Source organism: Nostoc sp. TCL26-01, assembly GCF_013393945.1.
Taxonomy (GTDB): Bacteria; Cyanobacteriota; Cyanobacteriia; order Cyanobacteriales; family Nostocaceae; genus Trichormus.
Genome location: NZ_CP040297.1, coordinates 4,819,452 through 4,845,166, shown reverse-complemented (window position 1 = coordinate 4,845,166; position 25,715 = coordinate 4,819,452). Strand labels below are relative to the sequence as shown.

The window sequence follows — 25,715 nt, the reverse complement described above, 5'->3', positions numbered from 1 at the left end:
GGTATGGGGTGTTGGTAATTAATTCGCTTTTCCATTCCCCATTTCTTGAGAATATCTGTTATACTAGGATAGTCGCATTAAGCGGATGTGGCGGAATTGGCAGACGCGCTAGATTTAGGTTCTAGTTCCGAGAGGAGTGAAGGTTCAAGTCCTTTCATCCGCATAAATTAAAATAAAATGAACATAGCTTCAAGAATGTAAGTCATTCTGAAGCTATATTGCATATAGGTCTTCTCTCATGTCGCAAGATGCCTGCTAAAGATTTTTTTCATAATGCAGTCAAACTGGCTCTAGAAAAAGATGGATGGTTAATTACCGATGATCCAATTTATCTAGATTATGGCAGTGTTGAAATTTATATTGATTTAGGTGCGGAAAAAATAATTGCGGCGGAGAGAGAGGGGAAAAAAATTGCTGTAGAAGTGAAAAGTTTTATAGGAAGTTCAGCCATTTCTGAGTTCCACACCACACAGCATTAGGGCAGTTTATTAACTATCGAACAGCAACCAGAACGTAAACTATATTTAGCTGTTCCTAGTATCACTTATGAAACATTTTTTAAACTGGAACTGATTCAAATTGTAATTCAATCTAAAAATATAAAGTTGCTGATTTACGAACCACAACGGAAAGTAATCGAACAATGGATAAGATAGTTCAGTATCAAGAAATTATCAAAAAGCTGATTGCAGATTATGTTAATAAAGCATCAACTAGAGATGATGTAGAAAGACAAATGATTTTTGACACAGAACATAATCATTATCAATTGGTTAATGTCGGTTGGGACAATCAACATCGTGTTTATGGTTGTGTGCTGCACCTAGATATTAAAAATGGTAAAATTTGGCTGCAATACAATGGTACAGAAATTGATATTGCAGAGGAATTAAGCAAATATGGTGTACTCAAGCAAGATATTGTGATTGGATTTCATTCACCATTTATGAGGCAGTTTACAGAATACGCAGTGAGTTAGGATTGGGAGAGACAAGTTTTACTTACCACTAGCACTGAGCAAAAACAAGTCCCCATAATTACTCTGTTAAAATGTAGGTTAGTTAGCTGCATCAAAAATTTGCTGTGCGGTTAAATTTAGTTGGGGAAAAGTAGGTGATGAAATCACGCTATTACCTTGAAACGGTGTCATTTGATATTCACCATCAACTAATTCGCAGATAAAAATAGTAGGCTGTTTAGGATTGCCAATAAACTTTCTTGCACCCAATGCAGCATAATCCGCAATCCAATATTCAGGAATACCCATTTCCTCATAGTTTCTCAGCTTGTCATAGTAATCGTCGCGCCAATTAGTTGATACAACTTCAACTACCAAAGGAACTGATGCAGCTTGGCTGACTGTTGACTGCTTTTGAAAAAGCGGTTCATTGCTAAGGTTGTTAAGGTTTAATAACAATACATCGGGTGAATAAGCAGATTCAGCAGTAGGAGTTTTAACTAACGCGGTTTTGGGAATTCCGTAGGGTAAGTTAAGACGATCAAACTCCACGGTTAATTTACGAGACAAAAAAGCAATAACTTTTTCATGTCCTCCGGTTGGGGGTGGCATTTCAACAATTACTCCATTGTGCAATTCATAGCGTTTACCATCATTGGGATACCATTCACTAAATTCAGCAAATGTGAGTAGTTTTGGCAAAGATTGGGTCATAATCTTACCTCTATATATGTTTTACTTTATCAAAAACTTGACAATTTCTGATTGGGCGGGACGAGTTTTACCTATCGCTAGCACTGAGTAAAAACCAGTCCCCATATTCCCCAGTTAGTTAATTCATCTTAATCGGCATTATCTTGATTATTACTTGGCTCAGATTTTTTATGAGATTTGTGTGAGCCGAAGCTGTAAGCCATTGCTATTTTCACGATGTCGAAATATGCTGGATGGTTATCTTTGTTGACGATCGCCAACGATATCGACCCAGCAATTAAGATGATTAACATGGGTGAGAGTATTTCTGGATTGCAGTCTTTGTTGTTGTGTGTCATAACCTCGCCTCCTAGTAGTGTGAAGCCTTTAGCTGAGTTGAAGTAAGCCAAAGGCAGATAAATTCAGTTTCATCAGCAAATGCAAGTGTGAGAATTAACGCCAAGACTCAAATATCATCGCCATAGCAAACAGGCAAAATAGTGAGATAGCCAATCTGCCAATCCATGTCCAGGTATCAGGCGATCGCAAAAGTGCTAGGATGACGACTATGCCAAAAGCGTGAGAGACAACAAAAGCGATCGCTAAACCAACTAGCATCAGCGAAAAATATTTAAATCCTCTACCAAACCAAACCAACAGTGGATTTTGCTTGTTGTTGAAATTAGATTTCATGGTTATTCCTCCTGTATTGAATCAACCTAAGCAAAAAGCCGGTGAGTGTTGAATCACACTACCGGCTTGTAAACTTCTCATTTATCGAAAGCCAAATGTTTCAGAAATTTCGGATATTCAGTTTTGATTAGTCATTGGTCAATAGTCAATAGTCAATAGTCATTGGTCAGTACTCTCCGACTTCTGACTCTCTACTCAGCACTCAGCACGGGCTGCATCGCCCCGCTACCGCTAACAGCACTCTCTCACACCCCTCAACTACCTGTGAGATAATCGCCAAGCTATCCACATTTCTAAAATTTGCTCGTAAGTTGTTTGGATTTGTGCAACCTCTTGGGGAGTCAAACTGTAACGGTGACTAATATGTCCACTCAGTTCTACGAAGGTTTCGTATCTACCATGTTTGCTGCGAGTAATAAACTCTCCGTGTTGAGTTTCTGATAATGACTCAATCAATAGAAAGTTCATGTGCGAAAAAACTGGTGGTAACTCAACTGAGTAAGATTGTGAGGGCAAAATATCTTGCTTGTTTTTGTCGTTGAGTTTTAGTAGCGGTGAGGCTTCCCAGGGTTTACTTTCTATCGTTAGTTGCATTCTGATAGTGTTGGAACCCCTGATAAATGCTGGTAATCGTGAGAAGCTGTTCATATTAGTCGCTCCGTGAGGTTGACTGTTGAGATTTACACCTATCTATTTATCTCACATATAGATAGCTTAGGTATAATGATAAACATATCGTTAAAAATTGGCAAGTGCTTTTTGAGCATATTTTTTTACAAAAGATGTATTTGATTAAAAATAGTGTATTTTTGATATACTTATATATCACAGAGCTATACTAAACTTAAGTTTTTAGTACGTTATTATACAAAAAGTTGTAATGACTGATTTTAGTCAAAAATTTTATTTCTCTTGTGTGAGAGGGAAATAAGAACTGAGTGGCACGGTTAAAGATTAACTGGGGAAATTGTGTGTTTACCATGAAGTATGTATAAATACCCTTTTCCACACTTATGGCTCGTGTTATAAGAAAATATCTCACATACTGATAATTGAATATATTGTGTGGAGCCAGGATTAAATGATGAGCGCTGTTGATATGTCTCAGCTGCCTGAAGATTTCATCACAGATATAGCCACTAAACATGGTGTAACAAAAACAGAACTTGATGCTTTACTGTTGGCGTTAAATGATTACTCTGGTGCTGAAATTGCTGACAAGCTAGAGATTTCGCAACCTGCGGTGAGAAAAAGGTTAGGAGAAAGTTATCGCAAATTAGGGATAGACGGTAGCGGTAACAAAAAGATTAACAATCTGAAGCAAAGGTTATATACCAAGTACCAAAGCAGTCAGAAAAATTTCTCATCGCCGAGGGAAGACTGGGGTGAAGCTGTTGATGTCGGAGGTTTTCGGGGACGAAAAGTTGAAAGTGCGGAGTTGGAACAATGGATAATTACTGATACTGTTAATCCCTGTCGCTTAGTTGCGGTGTTAGGGATGGGGGGCATTGGTAAGACTGTATTAGCGGCAATGGTTGCTCAAAAAATTCAAGAAAAGTTTGATTACTTGATTTGGCGATCGCTCCGCAATGCTCCACCTCTAGGAGATATTCTGACACAACTTTTAAGATTTTTACCCAATGATCAAGAACCAGATTTAACAGATAGTGATAACAACAAAATAGTACGGCTGATAGATGCTTTAAGAAAAAACCGATGTTTAATCATTTTAGATAATGTGGAATCTATATTTCGCAGTGGGGAGGGCAAAACTCAAGAATGGGCAGGTGAATATCAATCAGGTTATGAAAACTACGGCTATTTATTTAAAAAAGTTGCCGAAGCAGCCCACGACAGTTGTTTATTGCTAACGAGTCGAGAAAAGCCGAAAGAAGTAGCAGCCCTAGAAGGGAAAAATCTGCCTGTGAAGGTGTTACAGCTTTCTAGTTTGGATGTGGACGAAGCTAGAGAAATTTTGCTGGATAAAGGCTGTTTATTTACTGATGAACAGTTAGAGGAATTAGTCAACCGCTACTCTGGTAACCCTTTAGCCTTAAAGATAGTTGCCACTACAGTTTATGACTTGTTTGGTAATAATATTGAGGAGTTTTTAAAGCAAATTCAACAAGAAGGTGCTGTGTATGGGGATTTTCGTAAACTTTTAGAACAGCAATTTAATCGCTTGTCAAAGTTAGAACAACAAGTGATGTATTGGCTAGCGACTAATCGTAAGTATGTTTCCTTTGGGGAAATAAAGAAAGACTTGATGACGACAGAATCAGCTAGCAAAATTCTCGAAGTTTTAGAGTCTTTATTACGGCGATCGCTAATTGAAAAGGAAGGAAATAGTAGTAAATTTGGTTTGCAGTCTGTGGTGATGGAATATGTGACTGAACGCTTAGTTGAAAACGCATTGGAGGAAATTAGCCAGAAAAAAAAAATCGATTTTATCAATATCTATCCGTTGATGAAGGTGCGATCGCTTGATTATATCCGCCATACGCAAGCCAGATTAATCTTAGAACCAGTCAAACAAAAGCTACTAGCTATTTTTGGCACAGAACTAGAATCACATTTACGGCGAATGCTGGTGAGTTTACAGCAGGAGCCTCTGACCAAAAAAGGTTATGCTGCTGGTAATTTGATTAATCTCTTGCGGCAATTGCAAGTAAATAAGTTTCCTAATCATGGCGATATCGATTTAAGCGGGCGTGATTTTTCTGGACTGACTATTTGGCAAGCTGATTTCCAGGATGTGAAATTAGAGGATACCAGCTTTGCTCATGCTGACTTAAAAGGTTCTCTGTTTACGGAAACCATGTCTAGTGTGATATCTGTAAGATTTAGTCCTGATGGTAAATATTTTGCCACTGGTTTAAGCAATGGCGAAATTCGCCTATGGCGTACCTCAGATACCAAGCAAATCCGCATTTATAAAGCTCATACTGCTTGGGTATGGGCTTTTGCCTTTAGCCCAGACAGTAAAATCTTAGCTAGTGGTAGTGCAGATTACACTGTCAAACTCTGGGATGTCCAGACAGGTGAGTGTCTGCAAACGTTAGAAGAACATACTAATAAAGTTTATTCAGTCGCTTTCAGTGCTGATGGAAACCTCTTAGCTAGTGCAAGTGAAGACGAAACAATTAAACTGTGGGACGTAACTACAGGAAAGTGTCAGAAAACCCTCCGTGGTCATGATGACTGGGTATGGTCAGTAACCTTTAGTCCCGATGCTAATAATACAGCTTTGTTACTTGCTAGTAGTGGCGCTGATAGGACTATCAAACTGTGGGATATTTCTACGGGTGAGTGTTTAAAAACTCTTAAAGGTCACAATAAGGATGTTTACTCTATCAGCTTTAGTCCAGATGGACGAACTATAGCAAGTAGCAGTGAAGATAGCACTGTGAGAGTGTGGAATATAACTACAGGTAAATGTCAACAAGTTTTTGAGGGACATAGTAAAAAAGTCTATTCCGTTCGCTTTCACCCTTTTGGTAATCTTCTGGCTAGTGGCGGTGAAGACAGGACAATTAAATTGTGGGATATCCAACGCGGTGATTGTGTGTATACCTTGCAAGAACATCATAGCCAAGTATGGGCGATCGCTTTCAGTTCTGATGGCAATACTTTAATTAGCTGTAGTGATGATCAAACTGCGAGATTGTGGGATGTGGCTACAGGTGATTGTTTAAATGTTCTCCAAGGTTACACCCGTGATGTTTATTCTGTGGCTTTTAGCCCTGATGGCAAAGTCCTCGCTAGTGGTCGAGATGACTATACCATCGGACTATGGAACTTAGACTCGACGGAATACTACCCCTTACGGGGACACCAAGGACGTATTCGTTCTGTCGCCTTTCATCCCCGTGAACCCATACTGGCTAGTGGTAGCGCAGACAATACCATCAAACTCTGGGATATCACAGACATTCGCCACGGTAAATGTATCCAGACACTCACAGGACATACAAATTGGGTATGGACTGTGGTATTCAGTCCTGATGGTAGCACCCTCGCCAGCAGCAGCGAAGACCGGACGATTCGCTTGTGGGATATGATCACTGGTGATTGTCTACAAAAATTGTCTGGACATAGCCATTGGGTGTGGACAGTCGCTTTTAGTCCTGATGGTAAAACTTTAGCCAGTGGTAGCGCTGACAGTGAAATTAAACTTTGGGATGTGTCTAGCGGCGAATGTATGCAAACGCTCAAAGAACATCAAGATATGATTTGGTCAGTAGCATTCAGTCCTGATGGCAAATACTTAGCCAGTGGTAGCGAAGACAAAACCGTCAGACTCTGGGATCTCAGCACAGGTGAATGTGTCCATGTCTTCCAAGAACACACTAAACCCATTTACTCCGTCGCCTTTAGTCCCAATGGGCAGATTTTAGCCAGTGGTAGCGCTGATACCACCGTTATATTTTGGCAAGTCAGCACAGGTGTTTGTTTAGACCCTCTGAAGCGCGGACATACCGCCGCAATTCGGACTATAGCTTTTAGTCCTGATAGCAAGTTACTTGCTAGCGGTAGCGAAGACGAAAAAATCCAGCTTTGGGATGTACAAACTTGTAGACGTTTGCAACCACTAAAATGCGATCGCCTGTATGAAAACCTAGACATCACAGGCGTTACAGGTATCACAGATGCAGAGAAAGCTTCCTTAAAAAGGTTGGGTGCAATTGAAGCAAGTTGACTAATGCCAACCAACAAATTATTTAAGATACATTGACAACGGCATTTTGGCTAGCAAATACCTCAAAAGATATATGAATCTAACTGTGGATTTTTGGTTCTTTGTTCATTTATGGACTTAATAATGCTGAGTGAGGGAGGGAGTGAGGGAGTGAGAGACAAGGAAGGGGACAAGGGGAAAATAATTTTAACTGTTGACCAATGACCAATGACTATTGACCATTGACCAATCCCAATGTGCATCACCACCACAAAAATATTCATAAATGTAGGTGTTGAATAGTGTTTTCATCAATAATTAATCGGCAAAATCAATCTTTAAATTTTTTAGGTTTTTTACAAGACATGGTAGATACAAAGAAGCTTTTAGCTCTACCAATCGCAAAATTACAACCAATAGAGAACAGTTTTAAGTTATTAAAAATAGTTCTGATTGGTGAATACATTAAACATCGAACATTTAATGGTGCTAACAAAGCGCTACCTGTCTTAACTTCTAGTTTAGTTAATGCTGGATTTCAGCGAGTTGTACAACTAGATTTAGAACGTTCTGATTTAACTATTCATGATGTTTTATCAGCAGTGAGAAATGCTGATTTAGTTGTTTTTGCTGGTTGTATGACTAACCAATGGGCAGAAATTGACGAACATAGTCAAAAAATAGCTGCCGAACTGAAAAAATATGGTAGACAAAATGTGCCAATTTTAGTTGGTGGTTATGCTACTAAAAGTGTGGAAGATATTGCCTTAATTACACCTTGGATTACAGCTTTTTGTGATGGTGAGGGTGAGGAGTCCATTGTGGAAATTGCTCATGCTGTTGCCAAAGGTACTTTCTATCAAGATATGCAGCACTTACCAGGATTGTGTTTTGTTGATAAAAATGGAGATTTTTATCGCCATCATCAACGAACTAATTTTCATCGTTCTGTTGCCCCTAGGGTGAATAATTTTGATGATATTGATCAAAACTTAGGTTTGATTCATATCCCTAAAATTCATGATATGGATATTTTTAAAAACCAGGATGGAAAACAACTCAAAACAGCCCAGCTTTTTACTCAAAGGGGATGTCCTTGGGGATGTGGTTTCTGTAATAAAAGTCAGGAAAGTAATCATGTTGTCAGATTAAGTGAAACATCTTTCCGTAGGCAGTTGAGACATTTAAAATGGCGGGGTTATGAAGCTGTTTATTTAGATGTGGATACTTTTACCGTTCATGAAACAGCAGCTAGGCGAGAAGCAGAGATTCTCAAACAAGAAGGGTTTGTTTGGGGTTCAAATACGAGAATTGATAAAATTGATTACGAACAGATGTGCTACTTGGTAGAACATAACTGTGTTTATCTGTTTTTTGGGGTTGAGCATACTTTACCAGAGGTTTCTTTAGCTAGTCATAAATTTAATGGTTCTGTTGCTAGTCAAATCAAGCAAGCCTTTGATTATCCAGACAAGATTAAAAAAGTCTTTCAAGATATGAATAAAGCTGGTTTACCTAGCAGCTATTTTTTAATTTTGGGATTGCCCAAAGCCAAGCTGAATGCTGATAAAACCAAAATATTAGGTTATGAACCGACAACTTTAGCAGATGATATGAGTGCCATTCGTTTTGGTTTAGAAGAGTGTCATCCTGATTTTTTAAACTTTAATATCCTGCGATTTATGCCTGGAAGTTTGGCAGCTGATACCCCTAGCCATGACAGTTATTCCTGTGTACGCCCCTGTGGTGAACAACCTATCACCGCCGGCTACTTTTTACCAAGGGCTGTTCAACATTACGGCTATCCCCAGTCTGTAGAACATGGGGTTTACCGACTGTGTGAGTCTGTAGGTAGATATCAGCCTATTACCACAGCGATAAATCCCCAACGGGTTTACGAGACAATTTGCTATGCTGTGCAGTTAATTAACGCCAAAATTGACGCAGGCGGTAAAGCGACTAAGTTATTTATTGACAAAGATTTACAAGCTTTGGGTTTAATTTCTAGGGATGAAATGGGAAGATATGCGATCGCCCCCCTAGAAGATTTTGCCCAAATCTAATTCAGTAAAGTTAAGAAATCTTGAATTAAGGTTCGTTAAATCAAGGTTTTGGGCAGAAAATGTTCAATATCACTCCATAAGCTGCTTGTCAATGAGTACATCTTTCTTGTACGGATTAGTATAGTAAAGATGAACTTTTGTAAAGCGAGGGTTACGGATGTACATTGTACAGATTGCCTCGGAATGCGCCCCTGTCATTAAAGCAGGTGGTTTGGGGGATGTTGTCTACGGGTTGAGTCGAGAATTAGAAACGCGGGGACATTGTGTCGAGCTGATTCTGCCCAAGTATGATTGTATGCGCTATGACCATATCTGGGGGCTACATGAGGCTTTCTTAAACCTGTGGGTTCCCTGGTATGGTGCAGCGATTCACTGTTCTGTGTACTGTGGTTGGGTACATGGACGGGTGTGTTTCTTTATTGAACCCCATTCTCAGGATAATTTCTTTAATCGGGGTTGTTACTACGGTTGTGATGATGATGATATGCGCTTTGCTTTCTTTAGCAAAGCCGCTTTAGAGTTTCTCCATCAAAGCAATAAGCGCCCCGATATCATCCATTGTCATGACTGGCAAACAGGCTTAATTCCTGTGATGCTGTATGAAATTTATAAATATCATGGCATGGATACTCAACGAGTTTGCTACACCATCCACAACTTTAAGCATCAAGGAATTGGTGGTGCGAAAACTCTCTGGGCTACAGGTTTAAATCGAGAGGATTATTACTTCCAAATTGATAAGCTGCGAGATGACTTTAACCCCTTTGCTTTAAATTATATGAAAGGGGGAATTGTTTACGCCAATGCTGTGACTACAGTTTCACCCAACCATGCTTTAGAAGCTCAATATACTGATGTTGGTTGTGGTTTAGGACATACTCTGTACTTGCATAAAGATAAATTCCGTGGGGTTCTCAACGGTATTGATTACGATTTTTGGAATGCAGAAATCGATACTCACATACCTTATAACTACAGCCAAGATGATTTTGAACAAAAACTATATAACAAAAAAGCTTTACGCGAACGGCTGATGCTGCAAGCTACTGATAAACCAATCATTGCTTACATCGGTCGATTAGATCATCAAAAAGGTGTGCATCTTGTCCATCACGCCATTTATCATGCTCTGAATAAAGGCGCGCAATTTGTATTACTGGGTTCTGCTACAGAACCAGGAATTAATGCTCATTTCCGCCATGAAAAACAATTTTTAAATAGCCATCCTGATGTACATTTAGAACTCGGTTTTAATGAAGAATTATCTCACTTGATTTATGCTGGGGCAGATATGATTGTTGTCCCCAGTAATTACGAACCTTGTGGGTTAACACAAATGATTGGGTTAAAATACGGCACTGTTCCCATTGTGCGTGGTGTTGGTGGCTTGGTAAATACAGTCTTTGATCGAGATTATGACCAAAATTTACCACCAGAAGAACGCAATGGTTATGTGTTCTATCAATCTGATCATCAAGCTTTAGAATCAGCTATGAATCGGGCAATTGATTTGTGGTATCAATCTCCAGAAGAGTTTCAACAATTAGCTATTCAGGGGATGAGATATGACTACTCATGGAATCATCCAGGAGGAGAATATTTAGATATTTACGACTGGATTAAGTACAAGTGGTAGGCTGCAAATAGATACTCATTGTGTCTTTGTGTCTTTGTGTTTTTACCACAGAGGCACGGAGGCACAGAGGGGTTTTCTCTGTTCACACTAGTGCTTTTAACAATGCTTGAAGTTTGAGTTGGACTTCGGCAAATTCTTTTTGAGGATCAGAACCGGCGACGATACCAGCACCTGCATAAAGTCTAGCGCGATCGCCATCTATAAGAGCTGAACGAATCCCGACGATAAATTCACAGTTGCCTTGAGAGTCTATCCAACCGAGAGGCGCAGCATATAAGCCCCTCTCAAACTTCTCGTAGCGGCGGATTTCTTCACAGGCTATGTCTCTGGCTGCACCAGCAACGGCGGGTGTGGGATGTAGTTGGGCGACAATTTTTAAGGGATGAACATCAGCTGGAACTATGGCGTTAATTGGTGTCCATAAATGTTGGATATTAGATAGTTGGCGCAATCTGGGTGCTAAGACTTGGGGTAATAAACCTAGTTGGGTGAGGCGTTGTGTAATGAAATCCATGACTAGTAAATGTTCATGTCTTTCTTTTTGACTATTTAACAAGCGATTGGCATTTGCTGCATCTTCGGCAGGTGTTTTGCCTCGTGGTGCTGAACCTGCTAAGGCATCAGTAATTAACTGTTGATTGTGAATGCTAATTAATCTTTCGGGACTTGCACCAATAAAGTTTTGTCCTTTGCCGTTGCTGGTGGAAAATACGTAACAGTTAGGATGAATTTTGCGGAGATTGTTCAATGAGTTAAATAAGTTAAAATTCTGGTTGGAACTCACATCTAAGACATCTGCTAAGACTATTTTGCTAAGTTCACTAGACTGAATTTTCTTGAGTGCGGATGCCACTGATTGCTGAAAATGTTGACCATTATTGACAGATTTTTTCCTGAGATTGGCAGGAAAATAATCAAGATGGGATAGAGAAGATTTGAGAGAGGTAATAACCTCTATTTTATTATGTAAGCTTTGTAATAATATTTGCATATTAACGCTGGCATTGATGACTGTATTCATGACTAAAACACAGCGTTGATTTTTGACAGCTATTTGCCAACGTGGGAGAAAAACTGTTGCTGAGGGAAATGGATAATCTAGTTGGTGATTTTCCGGAAAAAAGCTGAAGTAACAAAAAAAGTGAGCGCCAGTAAAAGATGCTTTTGTGTTACTAAAATTAATTATATTTTTTAAATTAGATTTAATAAAAGATTCGGCTTGAGAAAAACGGTCTTGTCCACTAATTTGTAATTTTGCCACAGCATCAATGGCAGCGATCGCCTCCCCTTTACCTCTGTTCTCAAAGTAAAAATTTATTTCATTTGCTTGCGTTAATTTATCTAATACGGTTAGAGGATCTACCAGATCAATTTCGTGAGAGATGCTCACAATCTGCCTACAATGATGCTTGAGGCAATTTTCTTGCACTGATAACAAAAATTGGTAGAGGTCTTGGTGTTCTACAAAGACGTGACGACGACATGGTGAAACTGTCATGGATCTAGGAATAGTAAATTTTTTTTAAGTTATCTTCCAAAGTGTAATTAATCATGGTCGTATTTCTACAGGTAACATATTCCGTCACCATTTCACCAGAGTGGGGTTAGCTTTGTTCTTGGCGTTCTCAAACAACGACAAGCTATAGCTAATTTTGACTTAAAAATGGAAAATATAAAAGTCGTCAATAGGAGATTAATTAGTTACGGTCAATACAAAACTACATTCAAGTTGCATCTTGATAATTCCTCAGAATCTCGCTAGAAGGGGTGCATCCTAGTTTTTACTTTTTAACAGAATAATAAAAGTCATTGCGAGCAAAGCGAAGCAATCCCAGAGACTTTGCGATTGCTTCGCTTCTCTCGCAATGACATAGAAAAAAAGTGGGATGCTCCCCGCTAGAAGTAATTTTCTTTTGCACATTAAATTTTGAATTACTTACCACAACTGATGACTACCAAGCAAATTTCTCGTCCTCAAAGTAAGTTATGGATGGCAGCAATTAAACCACCCATGTACAGCGTTGCCATCATGCCAATTTGGGTGGGAACAGCAATTGCCTTTGCGGAAAATCAAGTTTTTAACACAGCAATATTTGCTACTTTTGTTGCTGCCGCAATTTTGATTTTGGCATGGGAAAACATCAGTAACGATGTCTTTGATTCAGAAACAGGCATTGATATCAATAAACATCATTCGCTGGTAAATTTAACTGGGAAGAAGACTTTAGTATTTTGGTTAGGAAACCTGTGTTTAATTTCCGGGTTGCTGGGAATATTGGCGATCGCTATTTGGCAACAAGATCCCACGGTAATCGCTATAATTCTGGGGTGCTGCGCTTTAGGCTACATTTACCAAGGCCCCCCATTTCGTCTAGGATACCAAGGTTTAGGGGAAATTCTCTGCTTTTTCGCCTTCGGCCCTTTGGGGGTAAGTGCGGCATATTACAGCCAAACTCAAACTTGGTCAATCACGAGTTTAGCAGCCTCCGTTATCGTCGGTGTAGTCACCAGTTTGATTTTATTTTGCTCACACTTCCACCAAGTTGATGATGACATAGTCGCCGGTAAGCGATCGCCTATTGTGCGCTTAGGTACAACCAACGGTGCAAAAGTCTTGATTTGGTTTACAGCCAGCATTTATCCCTTCACCTTGCTGTTTGTGCTGTTAGGATTTTTCCCCATCTGGACATTGCTAAGTTTCCTCAGTCTACCCTACGCCTTTAAACTCTGTCGCCACGTCCAACAAAATCACAACCAGCCAGAAAAAGTTAGCAATTGTAAATTCATCGCTGTTGCGGTGCATTTTTGGAGTTGCTTATTAATAGGTTTAGGGTTTGTAATTGCAGGTTTTTGATCAATAGGTAATGGGTAATGGGAGAAAATCTGTGTAATTCATCGAGTACTTATTGATTGTGTGTCCTAATTACGAATTAAGAATTACGAATTACGAATTTACATTTCGTCTTATTGCCCGAAAATTTTTGCGATCGCTAGTTACCAATCATGGTACTTGGGATATGCGCGAAGCAATAATTCTCCGTCTTCGTGATGCGACTGGTAGAGTTGGTTGGGGAGAAATTGCGCCGATTAGTTGGTTTGGTTCCGAAACTTTAGCACAAGCTTTAGATTTTTGTCGCCAGTTACCAACAAAAATTACAGCAGACACAATTTTTTCTATTCCTGATAGTTTACCAGCGTGTCAATTTGGTTTTGAAACAGCCTGGGAAGAATTGGGGACAAGGGGACAAGGAGACAAGGAGACAAGGGGAAAAGGGGAGAATACTTGTCTAGATTCTTTCCCCCCCTCCCCCCCTCTCACATACAGCGCCTTACTCCCGACTGGTGAAGCTGCTTTAAGTGAATGGCAAAGTCTTTGGCAAGAGGGATATCGGACGTTTAAATGGAAAATTGGCGTGGCTGATATCACTCAAGAGATGAAGATTTTTGATTTACTTACGCACAAGTTACCAGCCTCAGCCAAACTGCGATTAGATGCAAATGGGGGATTGAGTGCAGAAGAGGCGAAGTCGTGGCTACAAAATTGTGATGATTTGCAAAAAAATCAGGAACTACCAATAGAAATAGAATTTATTGAACAACCATTACCTGTGGAACAATTTTCGCAGATGTTGGCGTTAAGTAAATCCTATAGGACAGCGATCGCTTTAGATGAGTCTGTTGCCACACTCCAGCAACTTGTGGCTTGTTATGAGAGAGGCTGGCGGGGTGTGTTTGTGATTAAACCAGCGATTGCGGGTTCACCTTCGCGCTTGCGACAGTTTTGTCAACAGCAGGAAATTGACGTGGTATTTTCATCTGTATTGGAAACTGCGATCGCTAGACTGGCTGCCCTCAAATTAGCAGCAGAATTATCTCGCAACAACCGGGCTGTGGGTTTTGGTGTCAATCACTTTTTTGCCCCAGAAGATGAAAACTGGCTGGAAAATTTATGGAACAACCCCTAACCTACCTCCATCGCCTCACATATGATGATTGGCTGATTGGTGATAACAGCAGTGAATTTCCCCAAATCACCAGCAAGTTATATTTACAACTTACTCAATTATCAGCCTCTGGCACATCACCAAAAATCATCCTCGCTGAACGTGAACCCATTAAATTTTTAGCTAGTTTCATCGCCGCCTGTGCTGCAAATTGCCCAGTCTTTCTCTGTAACCCCGATTGGGGTGAACAAGAATGGTATCAAGTATTTAATTTAGTACAACCAGATATTATTTGGGGAAATATCCCATCACACATAGCAGATAAAAATAATTACCAATCACCCATTACCCATTACCCATTACCCATTACCCATTCCATCATGATTCCCTCCGGTGGTTCATCGGGAGAAATTAAGTTTGCCATCCATACTTGGGAAACTCTCATGGCATCATTAGAAGGATTTACAACATATTTTCAGGTACAAAAAGTTAACTCATTTTGTGTTTTACCTCTGTATCATGTCAGTGGATTAATGCAATTCATGCGCTCTTTTACCACTGGGGGAAAATTTGTCATATTGCCATTTAAATCATTAGAATCAGGTCAAAAATATCAAATTAATAACACAGATTTTTTTATATCTTTAGTACCCACACAACTACAACGTCTCTTACAAAATGCAGAATTAACTATATGGCTATCCCAATTTCACACTGTACTCTTAGGAGGCGCGCCAGCTTGGGATGAATTATTAGCAAAAGCCAAGTATCATCACATTCGATTAGCCCCAACTTACGGCATGACAGAAACTGCTTCTCAAATTGCCACTCTCAAACCAGCAGATTTTTTAAATGGTAAAATTAACAGTGGTCAAATTCTTCCCCATGCCCAAGTAAGGATTCGCAATCAACAAGGTGCAGTTTTATCAGCCAATCAAATAGGTAACATTACAATTCAAGCACAATCTTTAGCCCTTGGTTATTATCCCCATATTTGGGAAAATCAAGATTATTTCCCAGTAGATGACTTCGGCTTTTTAGATGAGCAAGGTTATTTAAATATTGTCGGCAGAAATAGCGATAAAATTATCAGTGGTGGAGAAAATATCTATCCACTAGAGGTAGAATCAGCCATCCGCGCTACACAAATGGTGGCTGATGTTTGTGTAATTGGTATCCCTGATCAAACTTGGGGACAAGCATTAACAGCAATCTATATTCCCAGAAATATCAATACATCTGTTACAGCAATGCAAACCGCACTTTCTGGTAAATTGAGTAAATTTAAAATCCCTAAATATTGGATTTCTGTAGATAATTTACCTCGTAATCCCCAAGGCAAAATCAATCGGCAACAGCTACAAAAAATAGCTACAGAATTTTTGCAAAAATAACTTGGTAGAGTGAATATATCTTTATGTCTTCTCTGCAAGATGCTTTGCAACTGTGGATTTGTGGTAAAAAGTGATTTATTTAACCACAGAGACACAAAGAAGTTTTTTGACAGCACCCTACTAACCTAAATACCAAAAAATATTATATATTGGTATTATACAGGAGGAAATTGTATGCAAAAAAATACAAGTGTTACCTTGGGTGACCATTTTGAAGCGTTTATTGCCAGTCAGATTGACAGAGGTCGTTTTGCCAGCGCGAGTGAAGCGATTCGAGCTGGATTACGCCTTTTGGAAGAGCGAGAAATAAAGCTTGCAGCTTTGCAACGAGCGTTAACAGACGGAGAGAACAGCGAATTTGCTGACTATTCTCTCTCAGGATTGCTTGCAGAACTTGACCGTGAATAGCTCATGTCAGCATTTCGCCTAACTGAATTAGCCACCCAGGACTTGCTATCAATCGGTCGCTACACACAAAAAACATGGGGAATTGAGCAGAGAAACCGTTATCTTGCTATGTTGGACGACTGCTTTCATCTGTTGGCACAAGATCCACACAAGGGACGTACTTGCGATGATATTCGTCCAGGATATCGTAAATACCACATCGGACGACACTTGATCTTTTATCGGGAAACCGATGAAAAGATTGATATTATTCGTATTCTACATGATCGTATGGATGTAGAGTCTCATTTCGATGAAGACTAACAAAATGTGTTTCTTGAAAGTTAACTCGCCGATCTAAAGCCAGGAAAAAATCTCAATTCGAGCAGCATAAATTAGTTAAATAACCTCTCGCGCTTTTCGCCTTTCTGCACCCTCAGCTTCTCGGCGGTTACTTTCTAGCCATTGGGTAATTTCAGCAGATAACTCTTGCTTACTTCTACTAATAGCATCAATACAAACGTGTCGAGTAATTGCCTTAGCTACTACTACTGCATCTAAAGAAATTTCATAGTTAATTTCAAACTTTTCTAAACCTAGTTTTTGAGGGACTAATTGGACTAGTATTTTATCTCCACAAAAGATTGGTCGAAAAAAGTCTACATTCGCATGAACGATAGGGAAAGCTACAGAGGGATTAGTAAAAAACTCTTGCATATTAATTCCTGATGCTGCTAAGGATTCCTCATAGGCTTCATGGCAAATGCTGAGGATGTTAGCAAAATAAACGACTCCAGCAGCATCAGTATCGGAAAATTTGATTGTCCGGTGATATGTAAATGTCATATTTAAAAATCTCAAACAAAAAGAGTAAGTTTTTAGCTTACTCTCAAAAATAATATTACTCTGCTTGAGACAACTTATAACTTTAAAGGTGAATATATATCTTCAGAGGTAGGGTTGAGATAAGGACGCTGCAAGTCTATAGAATGGCGTTGAAAATGTTGGTTAATTGTCTTCATCCGTTCTTCGACTGCGTTCTTACCTTTATACCAAGCTTCTAACAACGCATTAGCGACAATTTGACAACGATTCATGCCAAAACTTTCTTGTGCGGCAAACTTTTGGGTTGGTTCTTCAGCTAAACCTAACCCTGGTGCTAAAAACTTAGTGAATAAAGGTATTTCTGGTTGAAAATAAGCTTGATGTTCTTGATATGTAGCTTGCAGAATTTTGTGGAGTGCTGGGTAGTCGTCGTGTTCAAAGTAGAGTACACCTGCATCATAACGTCCGTAAGCACAGGGATTATAGATAACTTGAAAAGTGAAGGGAATCGCTGCTGCATTTAATTGCTGGGTTAAGCTATCCATGAGAGCGATCGCTCCGGATGCGGTAAAGTTAAAATAAATCCTCCCCGTACCTAAATCACCATCGGGATGTGCTTGCTGTTCTTGTCCCACATTACTCACAGCTAAGTAATAGCCATTATGTAAGCGATTGTTGGGCATCCAAATTGCTACTGATTCCCCAATAGCCGCAGATTTTTTTCCTGGTTTGAGATGGCAATCAGGCTCGATATATAAGGTTAAACCACTTTTAGTCACTGCCATACTACCATCAGGTTCTTTTCTTAATACCTGCCAACATGGATCAAAATAACCTTGACCATGATTGCTAGCTTGCAGTTGTTCATAAAATTTCCAATCGATACCCGCAATCACATTAGTTGCTAAATTTTGCGGTATTTGGTAGTGACTTTGTTCATCAACTGCCAAACTATTTTGTAAGACACCATTGTAATAGATGCCATAAAGAAAATTCCGCAGCAGTAAAGCTAGATATTTATTCTGTAAGGCAGCCGAATTTTGCTGAAATCTATCTGCTATTTTCGAGGGTAGAGCAAAAGGCTGATAACTGGGATGATGAATACAAAAATGTGGCTCAATTTGGATATTGGTAGTAATATCTCTCAGAGAATTGAACATTGAATTAGCAGCAGATTCTAGCATTAATCAATTCCAAATTCTAAATTGACAATTGATACTCAGACAAACCCTACATAGTATTTAGCAACCACGTAAGCGGGTATTTTCGTAATAAAGACGAACTAATTGTTGTTCTTTATCAGGTTGTGATATTTTATGGAGACTGGCTACCTGAGAGAGGATTTCAGCCTCGGAAACACCGAAAATACTGAGGATAGATTGCTCAGGCATAATTAGCAGATTTTTGGCTACATGAAGCATATAAATATCAGAACTATTAAATAATTTACAGTTATTAATCTTTGATTTGATTTGATTAATTAGAGCTAATCCTGTAAACTGGATAACTTTTACCACAAAATCACGACGATATTCTAAAATCATCGGAAAAGCTTTGAGATAAGCTTGTAATATGGCTATTAATGATGGTTGAATCTCCTCTAATGGTGTCATTGCTAGTTGTAGAGAGTCTTCTAATTCCATAGTCGGATCTATCACTAAGCTGTTAAGCCAAATTGCTAAATAGCTGGCTAAGATAGTGCCTAAATCAAAAGCTGGATCTCCCCAAGTACAAGTTTCCCAATCAATCAATCGCACTAGGCAATTATCTAGTTGATTCCAGCGAGAATGAATTAATATATTGTTGAGCGTTAAATCGTTGTGAGTCAGACAGCAAGCATCCCACTCATATGCTAAATCCGCGATCGCTGCTTCTAAACTCTCATAACGTTGATAGAGAATGTGAAATTTTAACGCTTCACTAGGAACCTTAGCCAAAATCTCTGGAGTCAGCGAACCTATCCCTTGGGCTGGATTATAAAAGTGATAGCGGAACTGTCCTTGTGGCGCAGTCGCCATAAATTTACGATATTCTTTACCTTGAAATGTTGCTCGATGTAACGCCGCTAAGGTTGTGGCGATCGCTTGTGCTATCTCTGGTGGGAAAATATTGTGATCTTGATAAAACTTACTTAAATCTAAGTATTCGCCGAAATAGCTGCGAACAAGGATAGAGTTTTCTTCATCATAATATTGTACTAGTGGAGTGATCAGAGAAATATTACCGAGAACGGGAAACTCTTGTAATAGCTGATGAAATCGCCATTCGTTAAACAATTCATGAAGAATTCCTTCATGATCAATCTGACGTTCTTGTTTAACTAGCAGTTGACGATTATCTGCTAACTTCACTACTAAATTGAAATTCTTCTTGTTACTTTCTGGCAACTCAATTTTATCTGATGTGCCATCTTCTAAGCCACACAGTCCTGCTGCTTGCAGATACTGAATAACATTTTGAGAAGATAGTGATAATAACATTGATTATGTCCTAGTTCGTAAAATTGCTGGGATAATCACCTGATCATAAGATTGGTGTAGCTTTAACACTCTAGGTAGATAACAACAAGTATATGAATATCGATCATGATTGCTCTTATCTATTAATATCTCATTTGTTTTATTGATGCCTGCCAAAATGGCAAAATCACCTTCATTTTTGCTTTAAATTCTAGTGTTATCCCTATTGAATCTTTAAATTTATTCATTTAGTTATCCAAGAAATATAAATATTTGACGCGCAATTTTTATGGTAGTTTTTGATGATTTTTAAAATTTATAATTGATTCGGTTGCCTTTTGGTAAGTAATAATTTTTACTTTTGTTATTTATGTTGGCAAAGGTGATTGATTTAATCATCTTCCAGCCTATAGATACTGCTAAGAAAGCATTTAGGCTGTGTTTATTACATTATTTTTTCTCTGCTTATGACTACATAATAGTTAATTCTAATACACTTTTATGTATAAAATATAACATAATGTATTATTTGTATAGCAAATTTTAACGACTATTAATTACTGACCTTTTAATCTCTAAATTCGCTCGATAACTGCAATAAATACTTTTAACAACTATCCTTAGATAGATGTCTTAGTATTTATGCTTAGTTGATATATTGAAGATTCATCAAATGACTTGATAAAATCTAATATAGTAATCTGCTTTAATTTTTAAACTTACTTGTGTGGTGCGTGCAGCACGAGAGGCAGAAAGTAGGGAGTAGCTGAAAAGTGTAGATTTTTAATCAAGCAATGAGTAATGACGTTAAAACTCATATTAAGCATGATCATTGCTTTTACCTCTACACCCTAAAACCAAAGTTTTAAGTACAAAAGGTAAAAACCTACACTATTAAGGCCATTAATTTGATATGAGGTATTATTTTTATTTATCAACCAGCAGATCGAAGAACCGGATACTTTAGCTGAGTAATAACTATTTTTTTCAAAAAACTGTAACGATGTATCTTAGAGGTTGTTTGAAAAGCGACTAGAAGTCGCGGCTACACAGACAAAACCCACCTACGTGGGTTGAAAATACTTGAGTTTTCATGAGTCTGCGTAGGCAGACTTTGCCTGTGTATTAGCGAATTATATTCGCCCTGCGTAAGTCCTATAAGTTTTATTGAATTCTCGCGTTGTATCTTTACATTAAAACAATACAAAAGTACTATAAATTGACAATAACTATCTAGACACAATTAACTGATTAACCAACACTACCAACGACAGCATCCCTAAGATAGTCATTAATCCAGCAGGCATAAACTTGCGTGTTTTATTCAATCTGAATGCAAAAACCACTACCAAAATAGCATTAACAACAATTGCTAAAATCAATCCCCAGGTATTTCCTTGGATTTGGAGGTAAGCAGCAAAAATTAACAATAAACCACTAACAATACCACTGAAGAGAGAAACTTGACTACGAGCCTGAAAGTAGCCAATAATGCCACCAATAATCGCTAGAGTACCATAGGCGATCGCTGCAATTATACTTAAATTCATGGTTAAACCTTGTTTAGTCAATAGTCAATAGTCATTAGTCATTAGTCATTAGTCAACAGTCAAAATTATTTTCCCCTTGTCCCCTTCCTTGTCTCTCATTCCCTCACTCCCTAACTCTCTCACCCCCTAAAATCCTCGTGATGTCGGCAAGTACTTCTTTCTCTCCCCAGGTGCAATTTCTGCAACGCCAAGCAGCCTCACTTTTACTTTATCAGTCAGTTCTCCAGACTGATATCGGGATGGCATTTCTGGAACTGTTGCAAGCCATACGTTACAATGACGCGGATGCTAGAGGTTGCCTACAAGCCTATGGCAATTATTTCCACAAATTAGCTAACAGCAAGCAAAATTGGGAAAATTACCTGATTTCTCATATTCTCATAGATGAGAATCCTTTTAGTCGGCTGGCACAAAAGCAAAAATTTGCCGACTTACCACCAGCATTGGTTGCCGCCACCAAGCATGATTTACAAGTTTTGCAGCATCTGTATGAATGTAGTAGTGCAATTTTGAGTCAGTGGGTGCAAACTGTAGCTCATTTACCCATTTCTCCTGTAGTCTGGTATCTGGAACAAGAACACACCGGATTTTCCTTACAGCATCTAGAAAATTGGGCAGATGGTATAGAAGATTTAGCAGCTTATTATTACCAATATGGTGTAGGTTTATTTGCTCAATACCGTGCTTTACGTTGGCAAGATGGAAAATTTGTGGGTATTCCCCACCCAGATACAGTAACGTTGCATCAACTTGTGGGGTATGAGTGGCAACAAGAAGCTTTATTAAAAAATACAGAATTTCTCTTATCAGGACAGACAGCACTGCACGTATTACTTTATGGTAGTCGCGGGGCTGGCAAATCTTCTCTAGTCAAAGCTTTATTAAATAAGTATAGCGATCGCCACCTGCGGTTACTAGAAGTGACAAAATCAAATTTACAAGATTTACCAACTATTGTGGAACACTTACGAGAAGTCCCACAGAAATTTATTATTTTTGTTGATGATTTATCCTTTGAAGAGGATGATGACGCTTTTAAAGCGCTGAAGGTAGTGTTGGAAGGCAACCTCACAGCACGCCCACAAAATGTAGTTGTCTATGCTACATCTAACCGCCGTCATTTAATTCGAGAATTTTTTGTCGATAGACCAAATCCCAAGGATCAAGAAGAAGTCCATGCTGGGGATACGATGCAGGAGAAACTTTCCTTTAGCGATCGCTTTGGTTTAACTTTAACCTTTGAAGTTGCCGATCAAAAAACATATTTACAAATAGTCAAGCATTTAGCAGCACAAGCCGAAATTACTCTGAGTCCAGAAGATTTAGAATATCAAGCATTACAATGGGCAACACGCCATAATGGTCGTTCAGGCAGGACAGCAAGACAATTTGTTGACTTCTTGCAAGCAGACATAGCACTATTTGGCGCAAATCACAATCCTGTAGATGGCCAATCATGAAAATAATTGTTGCATGATTTCAATATTTTGTTACTTTCACAACAATCTTATGCACAAACACATACAACTAAAGATGTCAGAGCAAAACTATGAGGCTGCATCAATTGATAAGTTGCCTATTCTAAAACCTAACTACGCTAAAAATCAGCAATATGCAATCAGTAATAGTCAGTAATCGGTTTATCTTAGGCATAGTTGCCTTTAGTGTGAGTTTTGGACTGAGTTTAGTCCCCAAATGGGATTTTAATCAAGCTTTTTTCACAGGTTCAATTACAGTCATTGCCACCTATGCAGCCGCTTTATTTGTAGATAGGCGACGCAGAAATTATGAACTACTACTTTTAAGTTCCCTGCGTAAGCATATTAAAGAAATGGAGGGACTAAAATCTCGTGTAGTCAAAGAAATTGAGCAACTAGAAGCTCATCGTAGTCTACTATATGCAGAATCAAAACAACTGCAAAATCAAATTGTAGATTGTCGTCACCAAAGAGATAGCCTGCATCGAGATTTAGGGAATTTCGCCAGTCAAAAAAAGCAATTAGAATTAGATGCTAATAATATAAAAACTCAAATTCGCAACTTAGAGCAAAATCAAGTAGAACTAAATAATGCCTTATCAACACTGACAGCAGAAAAACGTCAGGTAGAATCTAGTATTTATACTCATAGAACAGAAGTTACCCAGTTACAAAACCAAATTAACGACCTCCAAAGAGAAAAACAAGAAGTTGAAAGTAGTTTAACCTTGTTAGGTAGAATTAAACCACAGCTAGAAGAAAAACTCTATGAATTACGCATTGAAATTCAAGATTTAGAAATAGAGAAAAATCATCGAAATCAATCTATAGTAGATGCCAATAACGAAAAAGCGACGATAATTGCCAGTCTCACCTCTCTGCAAAATCAAAGCACTCAACAACAATCTGTATTACAACAAATACAAAACCAAATTACGCTTTTACAACAGGAACGTGACTTTCTCCAAAGTCAAGTATGGGAACTACTACAACAAATAGAAACTTTTAATCAAGAACCTACAGAGGAAATTTCATCTACAGAAAGTATCGACTTTGGACAATTTTCCAACTTACTAGAAAATCTAGATACAGCAGAAGATATACCCGAAACATGGCATCAGTTTTTCCAGCAATTAACGGAGTATGAAATCCAAGTATTAAAAGCCATTGTCGAACAAGATAATCCCAAGGCAGTCATTAAAAAAATTGCTGAGGCTAATATTACTATGCCTAATCTGTTAATTGATGCAATTAATGAACGAGCTAATGATACGATTGGGGAGTTAATTATTGATACAGATTTAGAATCACCAGCAGTTTATCCAGAATACAAAATAAATACCAGACAAATCATCGCCTTATATGAAAAATTAACAACTAGACACGTCTCATCAAATTAAATATATCTACCTCGTTGTAAAATTCTTAAATATCAAAAGACTAGGGGCTAGAGATGAGAGTATTTTACTTTTAACTCAGCACGCTGCTCATCGCCCCGCTACCGCTAACAGCACTCATCACTCATTACTCTATCACTACATGGCAAAGCTGAAAATCTCGAAAAAAACTTCTACGGCTTTAATAAATTCTCTGGGTGCAGGTGTGGTTCCCAGATTAGGTGTTGAACATATAGCAGTTGGTCGAGAACAAGAACTTAAAAGCCTATTACAAAACCTCGATGATATTGCTGAAGGGGTTGCCGCATTTCGGTTTATAATTGGCAACTATGGTTCGGGAAAAAGCTTCATGCTCCAGATGCTTCGTAACCGAGCAATGGAGTTAGGTTTTGTTGTAGCTGATGCTGATTTATCTTCAGAACGCCGCCTAGCCGGCAGCAACAATGAAGGTTTAGCAACTTATCGAGAATTAATGAGTCACTTGTCTACAAAAACTCGTCCCGATGGCGGTGCTTTAGTTTCCATTTTAGAAGGTTGGATTAATAAAATTCAGCAAGAAGTAGTAAAAGAAACTGAACTCCGTCCCAACGATGAAGGTTTTGATGACCAAGTAGAAGCCAAAATTAGAGAAGTAGTTCAGTATATAGAAGACTTAGTTCACGGGTTTGATTTTGGTAGTGTAATTGTTGCCTACTGGCGAGGTTATCGCTTAGATGATGATGATTTAAAGAACTCTGCCTTGCGTTGGCTAAGAGGCGAATTTAACACTAAAACTGAGGCTAGATCCGCTTTAGGTGTGCGCGTAATTATTGATGATGATAGTTGGTATGACTATATCAAATTGCTAGCTAAATTTGTCGCGGAAATTGGTCACAAAGGACTGTTAATCATGTTAGATGAAGCAGTCAATCTTTATCAAATATCAACTACAGTCACCCGCGAAAAAAATTATAATCGACTGCTCACAATGTTTAATGACACCATGCAATGCAAAGCCGAACATTTAGGTATTGTTGTTGGTGGAACCACTAAATTTTTAGAAGACCCCAACAGGGGACTTTTCGCAGATCAAGCTTGGCGTAGACGCACCAAAGAAAGCCGTTTTACTACCCAATCTGATGTACAAGAATTTTTAGGGCCAGTTATCCGCCTTAACCCTTTAAGTGAAGCCGAAATTCTGACACTTTTGCAACGTCTAACTGAGATTCATTCTTTGCATTTTGGTTATGATAAGACTTTAACCAATCGGGAATTACAAGAATTTGTCAAAGAAATTGTTGGTCGTTTAGGTGCAGAAGCACTACTCACACCAGGAGAAATTGTGCGAGATTTTATTAGTGTGTTAAATATCCTACATCACAATCCAGCTATTAAGTTTACTGAACTGATTCATGGAGATAGTTTTAAACCGACTACTGTGGGTCAAGATGCACAAGTTAGCGATGATAATGCGGCTGAATTTAGTTTGTGATTATGACAATCCAGAATCAGAAGAAGCAGTAGGTTGGGTTGATGTAAGGAAATCCAACATCAAGATCGGTATTGGGTTGCGCTCCGCTT

General features: G+C 38.6%; 21 protein-coding genes, 1 tRNA gene and 1 pseudogene. 14 read left to right on the top strand and 9 right to left on the bottom strand.

The window, feature by feature from the left end:
• The first annotated feature begins 81 nt into the window (after positions 1 to 81).
• The 3 genes and pseudogenes from FD725_RS20930 to FD725_RS20920 all read left to right on the top strand — a co-directional run bounded on the left by FD725_RS20930 (position 82) and on the right by FD725_RS20920 (position 979).
• Positions 82 to 163, top strand: a tRNA-Leu gene (locus tag FD725_RS20930).
• Between the two features lie 85 nt (positions 164 to 248).
• A pseudogene (locus tag FD725_RS20925) lies at positions 249 to 656 on the top strand (XisH family protein).
• Complete coding sequence (locus FD725_RS20920; protein ID WP_179049925.1) at positions 644 to 979, top strand: XisI protein; 336 nt, start codon at positions 644 to 646, stop codon at positions 977 to 979. Before FD725_RS20925 ends, FD725_RS20920 begins: the two are co-directional and overlap by 13 nt.
• Before the next feature lie 78 nt (positions 980 to 1,057).
• On the opposite strand, the gene FD725_RS20915 is transcribed toward FD725_RS20920, so the two are convergent.
• The 4 genes from FD725_RS20915 to FD725_RS20900 form a co-directional block, all read right to left on the bottom strand.
• Entirely contained in the window at positions 1,058 to 1,672 is a 615-nt protein-coding gene (locus FD725_RS20915; RefSeq protein ID WP_179049924.1) for a Uma2 family endonuclease, read from the bottom strand.
• Positions 1,673 to 1,800: 128 nt separating this feature from the next.
• Entirely contained in the window at positions 1,801 to 2,010 is a 210-nt protein-coding gene (locus FD725_RS20910; RefSeq protein WP_179049923.1) for a hypothetical protein, read from the bottom strand.
• Between the two features lie 94 nt (positions 2,011 to 2,104).
• Positions 2,105 to 2,344: a hypothetical protein gene (locus FD725_RS20905; RefSeq protein WP_256871681.1), complete on the bottom strand. Its 240-nt coding sequence runs from the start codon at positions 2,342 to 2,344 to the stop codon at positions 2,105 to 2,107.
• A gap of 258 nt (positions 2,345 to 2,602) precedes the next feature.
• Positions 2,603 to 2,992, bottom strand: coding sequence for a hypothetical protein (locus FD725_RS20900; protein WP_179049922.1), 390 nt, complete (start codon positions 2,990 to 2,992; stop codon positions 2,603 to 2,605).
• 451 nt (positions 2,993 to 3,443) lie between these two features.
• Between FD725_RS20900 and FD725_RS20895 the strand changes: the two genes are divergently transcribed.
• The 3 genes from FD725_RS20895 to glgA all read left to right on the top strand — a co-directional run bounded on the left by FD725_RS20895 (position 3,444) and on the right by glgA (position 10,721).
• Positions 3,444 to 7,043, top strand: coding sequence for an NB-ARC domain-containing protein (locus tag FD725_RS20895; RefSeq protein ID WP_256871680.1), 3,600 nt, complete (start codon positions 3,444 to 3,446; stop codon positions 7,041 to 7,043).
• Between the two features lie 281 nt (positions 7,044 to 7,324).
• The gene (locus FD725_RS20890) at positions 7,325 to 9,085 is read left to right on the top strand and encodes a radical SAM protein (protein ID WP_179049920.1); all 1,761 of its coding nucleotides are present in this window, start codon (positions 7,325 to 7,327) and stop codon (positions 9,083 to 9,085) included.
• Positions 9,086 to 9,242: 157 nt separating this feature from the next.
• Positions 9,243 to 10,721 (top strand): glycogen synthase GlgA, encoded by a 1,479-nt coding sequence (gene glgA / locus FD725_RS20885; RefSeq protein WP_179049919.1) that lies wholly within the window; start codon positions 9,243 to 9,245, stop codon positions 10,719 to 10,721.
• An 82-nt stretch (positions 10,722 to 10,803) separates the two neighbouring features.
• On the opposite strand, the gene FD725_RS20880 is transcribed toward glgA, so the two are convergent.
• Complete coding sequence (locus FD725_RS20880) at positions 10,804 to 12,219, bottom strand: isochorismate synthase MenF (protein ID WP_179049918.1); 1,416 nt, start codon at positions 12,217 to 12,219, stop codon at positions 10,804 to 10,806.
• A 450-nt stretch (positions 12,220 to 12,669) separates the two neighbouring features.
• Here FD725_RS20880 and menA point away from each other — a divergent pair, with 450 nt between their 5' ends.
• The 5 genes from menA to FD725_RS20855 all read left to right on the top strand — a co-directional run bounded on the left by menA (position 12,670) and on the right by FD725_RS20855 (position 16,770).
• Positions 12,670 to 13,575 (top strand): 2-carboxy-1,4-naphthoquinone phytyltransferase, encoded by a 906-nt coding sequence (gene menA / locus FD725_RS20875; protein WP_179049917.1) that lies wholly within the window; start codon positions 12,670 to 12,672, stop codon positions 13,573 to 13,575.
• Between the two features lie 58 nt (positions 13,576 to 13,633).
• Entirely contained in the window at positions 13,634 to 14,686 is a 1,053-nt protein-coding gene (locus FD725_RS20870; RefSeq protein ID WP_256871679.1) for an o-succinylbenzoate synthase, read from the top strand.
• Entirely contained in the window at positions 14,671 to 16,059 is a 1,389-nt protein-coding gene (locus tag FD725_RS20865; protein ID WP_179049916.1) for a 2-succinylbenzoate--CoA ligase, read from the top strand. Before FD725_RS20870 ends, FD725_RS20865 begins: the two co-directional genes overlap by 16 nt.
• A 174-nt stretch (positions 16,060 to 16,233) precedes the next feature.
• The gene (locus FD725_RS20860) at positions 16,234 to 16,467 is read left to right on the top strand and encodes a type II toxin-antitoxin system ParD family antitoxin (protein WP_179049915.1); all 234 of its coding nucleotides are present in this window, start codon (positions 16,234 to 16,236) and stop codon (positions 16,465 to 16,467) included.
• Between the two features lie 3 nt (positions 16,468 to 16,470).
• Positions 16,471 to 16,770: a type II toxin-antitoxin system RelE/ParE family toxin gene (locus tag FD725_RS20855; protein WP_179049914.1), complete on the top strand. Its 300-nt coding sequence runs from the start codon at positions 16,471 to 16,473 to the stop codon at positions 16,768 to 16,770.
• A 75-nt stretch (positions 16,771 to 16,845) separates the two neighbouring features.
• On the opposite strand, the gene FD725_RS20850 is transcribed toward FD725_RS20855, so the two are convergent.
• The 4 genes from FD725_RS20850 to FD725_RS20835 form a co-directional block, all read right to left on the bottom strand.
• A complete protein-coding gene (locus tag FD725_RS20850) occupies positions 16,846 to 17,292 on the bottom strand; it encodes a thioesterase family protein (RefSeq protein ID WP_179049913.1) in 447 nt (148 codons plus the stop codon).
• A gap of 74 nt (positions 17,293 to 17,366) precedes the next feature.
• The gene (locus tag FD725_RS20845) at positions 17,367 to 18,455 is read right to left on the bottom strand and encodes a T3SS effector HopA1 family protein (protein WP_179049912.1); all 1,089 of its coding nucleotides are present in this window, start codon (positions 18,453 to 18,455) and stop codon (positions 17,367 to 17,369) included.
• 57 nt (positions 18,456 to 18,512) lie between these two features.
• Positions 18,513 to 19,751 (bottom strand): phosphotransferase family protein, encoded by a 1,239-nt coding sequence (locus FD725_RS20840; RefSeq protein WP_179049911.1) that lies wholly within the window; start codon positions 19,749 to 19,751, stop codon positions 18,513 to 18,515.
• A gap of 1,208 nt (positions 19,752 to 20,959) precedes the next feature.
• Positions 20,960 to 21,280: a TMEM14 family protein gene (locus FD725_RS20835; protein ID WP_179051624.1), complete on the bottom strand. Its 321-nt coding sequence runs from the start codon at positions 21,278 to 21,280 to the stop codon at positions 20,960 to 20,962.
• A gap of 140 nt (positions 21,281 to 21,420) precedes the next feature.
• Between FD725_RS20835 and FD725_RS20830 the strand changes: the two genes are divergently transcribed.
• The 3 genes from FD725_RS20830 (at position 21,421) to FD725_RS20820 (ending at position 25,626) form a co-directional block, all read left to right on the top strand.
• Positions 21,421 to 22,740, top strand: a complete 1,320-nt coding sequence (locus FD725_RS20830) for an ATP-binding protein (protein WP_179049910.1) — start codon at positions 21,421 to 21,423, stop codon at positions 22,738 to 22,740.
• 152 nt (positions 22,741 to 22,892) lie between these two features.
• A complete protein-coding gene (locus FD725_RS20825; protein WP_179049909.1) occupies positions 22,893 to 24,158 on the top strand; it encodes a tellurite resistance TerB C-terminal domain-containing protein in 1,266 nt (421 codons plus the stop codon).
• A gap of 139 nt (positions 24,159 to 24,297) precedes the next feature.
• Complete coding sequence (locus tag FD725_RS20820; RefSeq protein WP_179049908.1) at positions 24,298 to 25,626, top strand: ATP-binding protein; 1,329 nt, start codon at positions 24,298 to 24,300, stop codon at positions 25,624 to 25,626.
• Positions 25,627 to 25,715 lie beyond the last annotated feature (89 nt).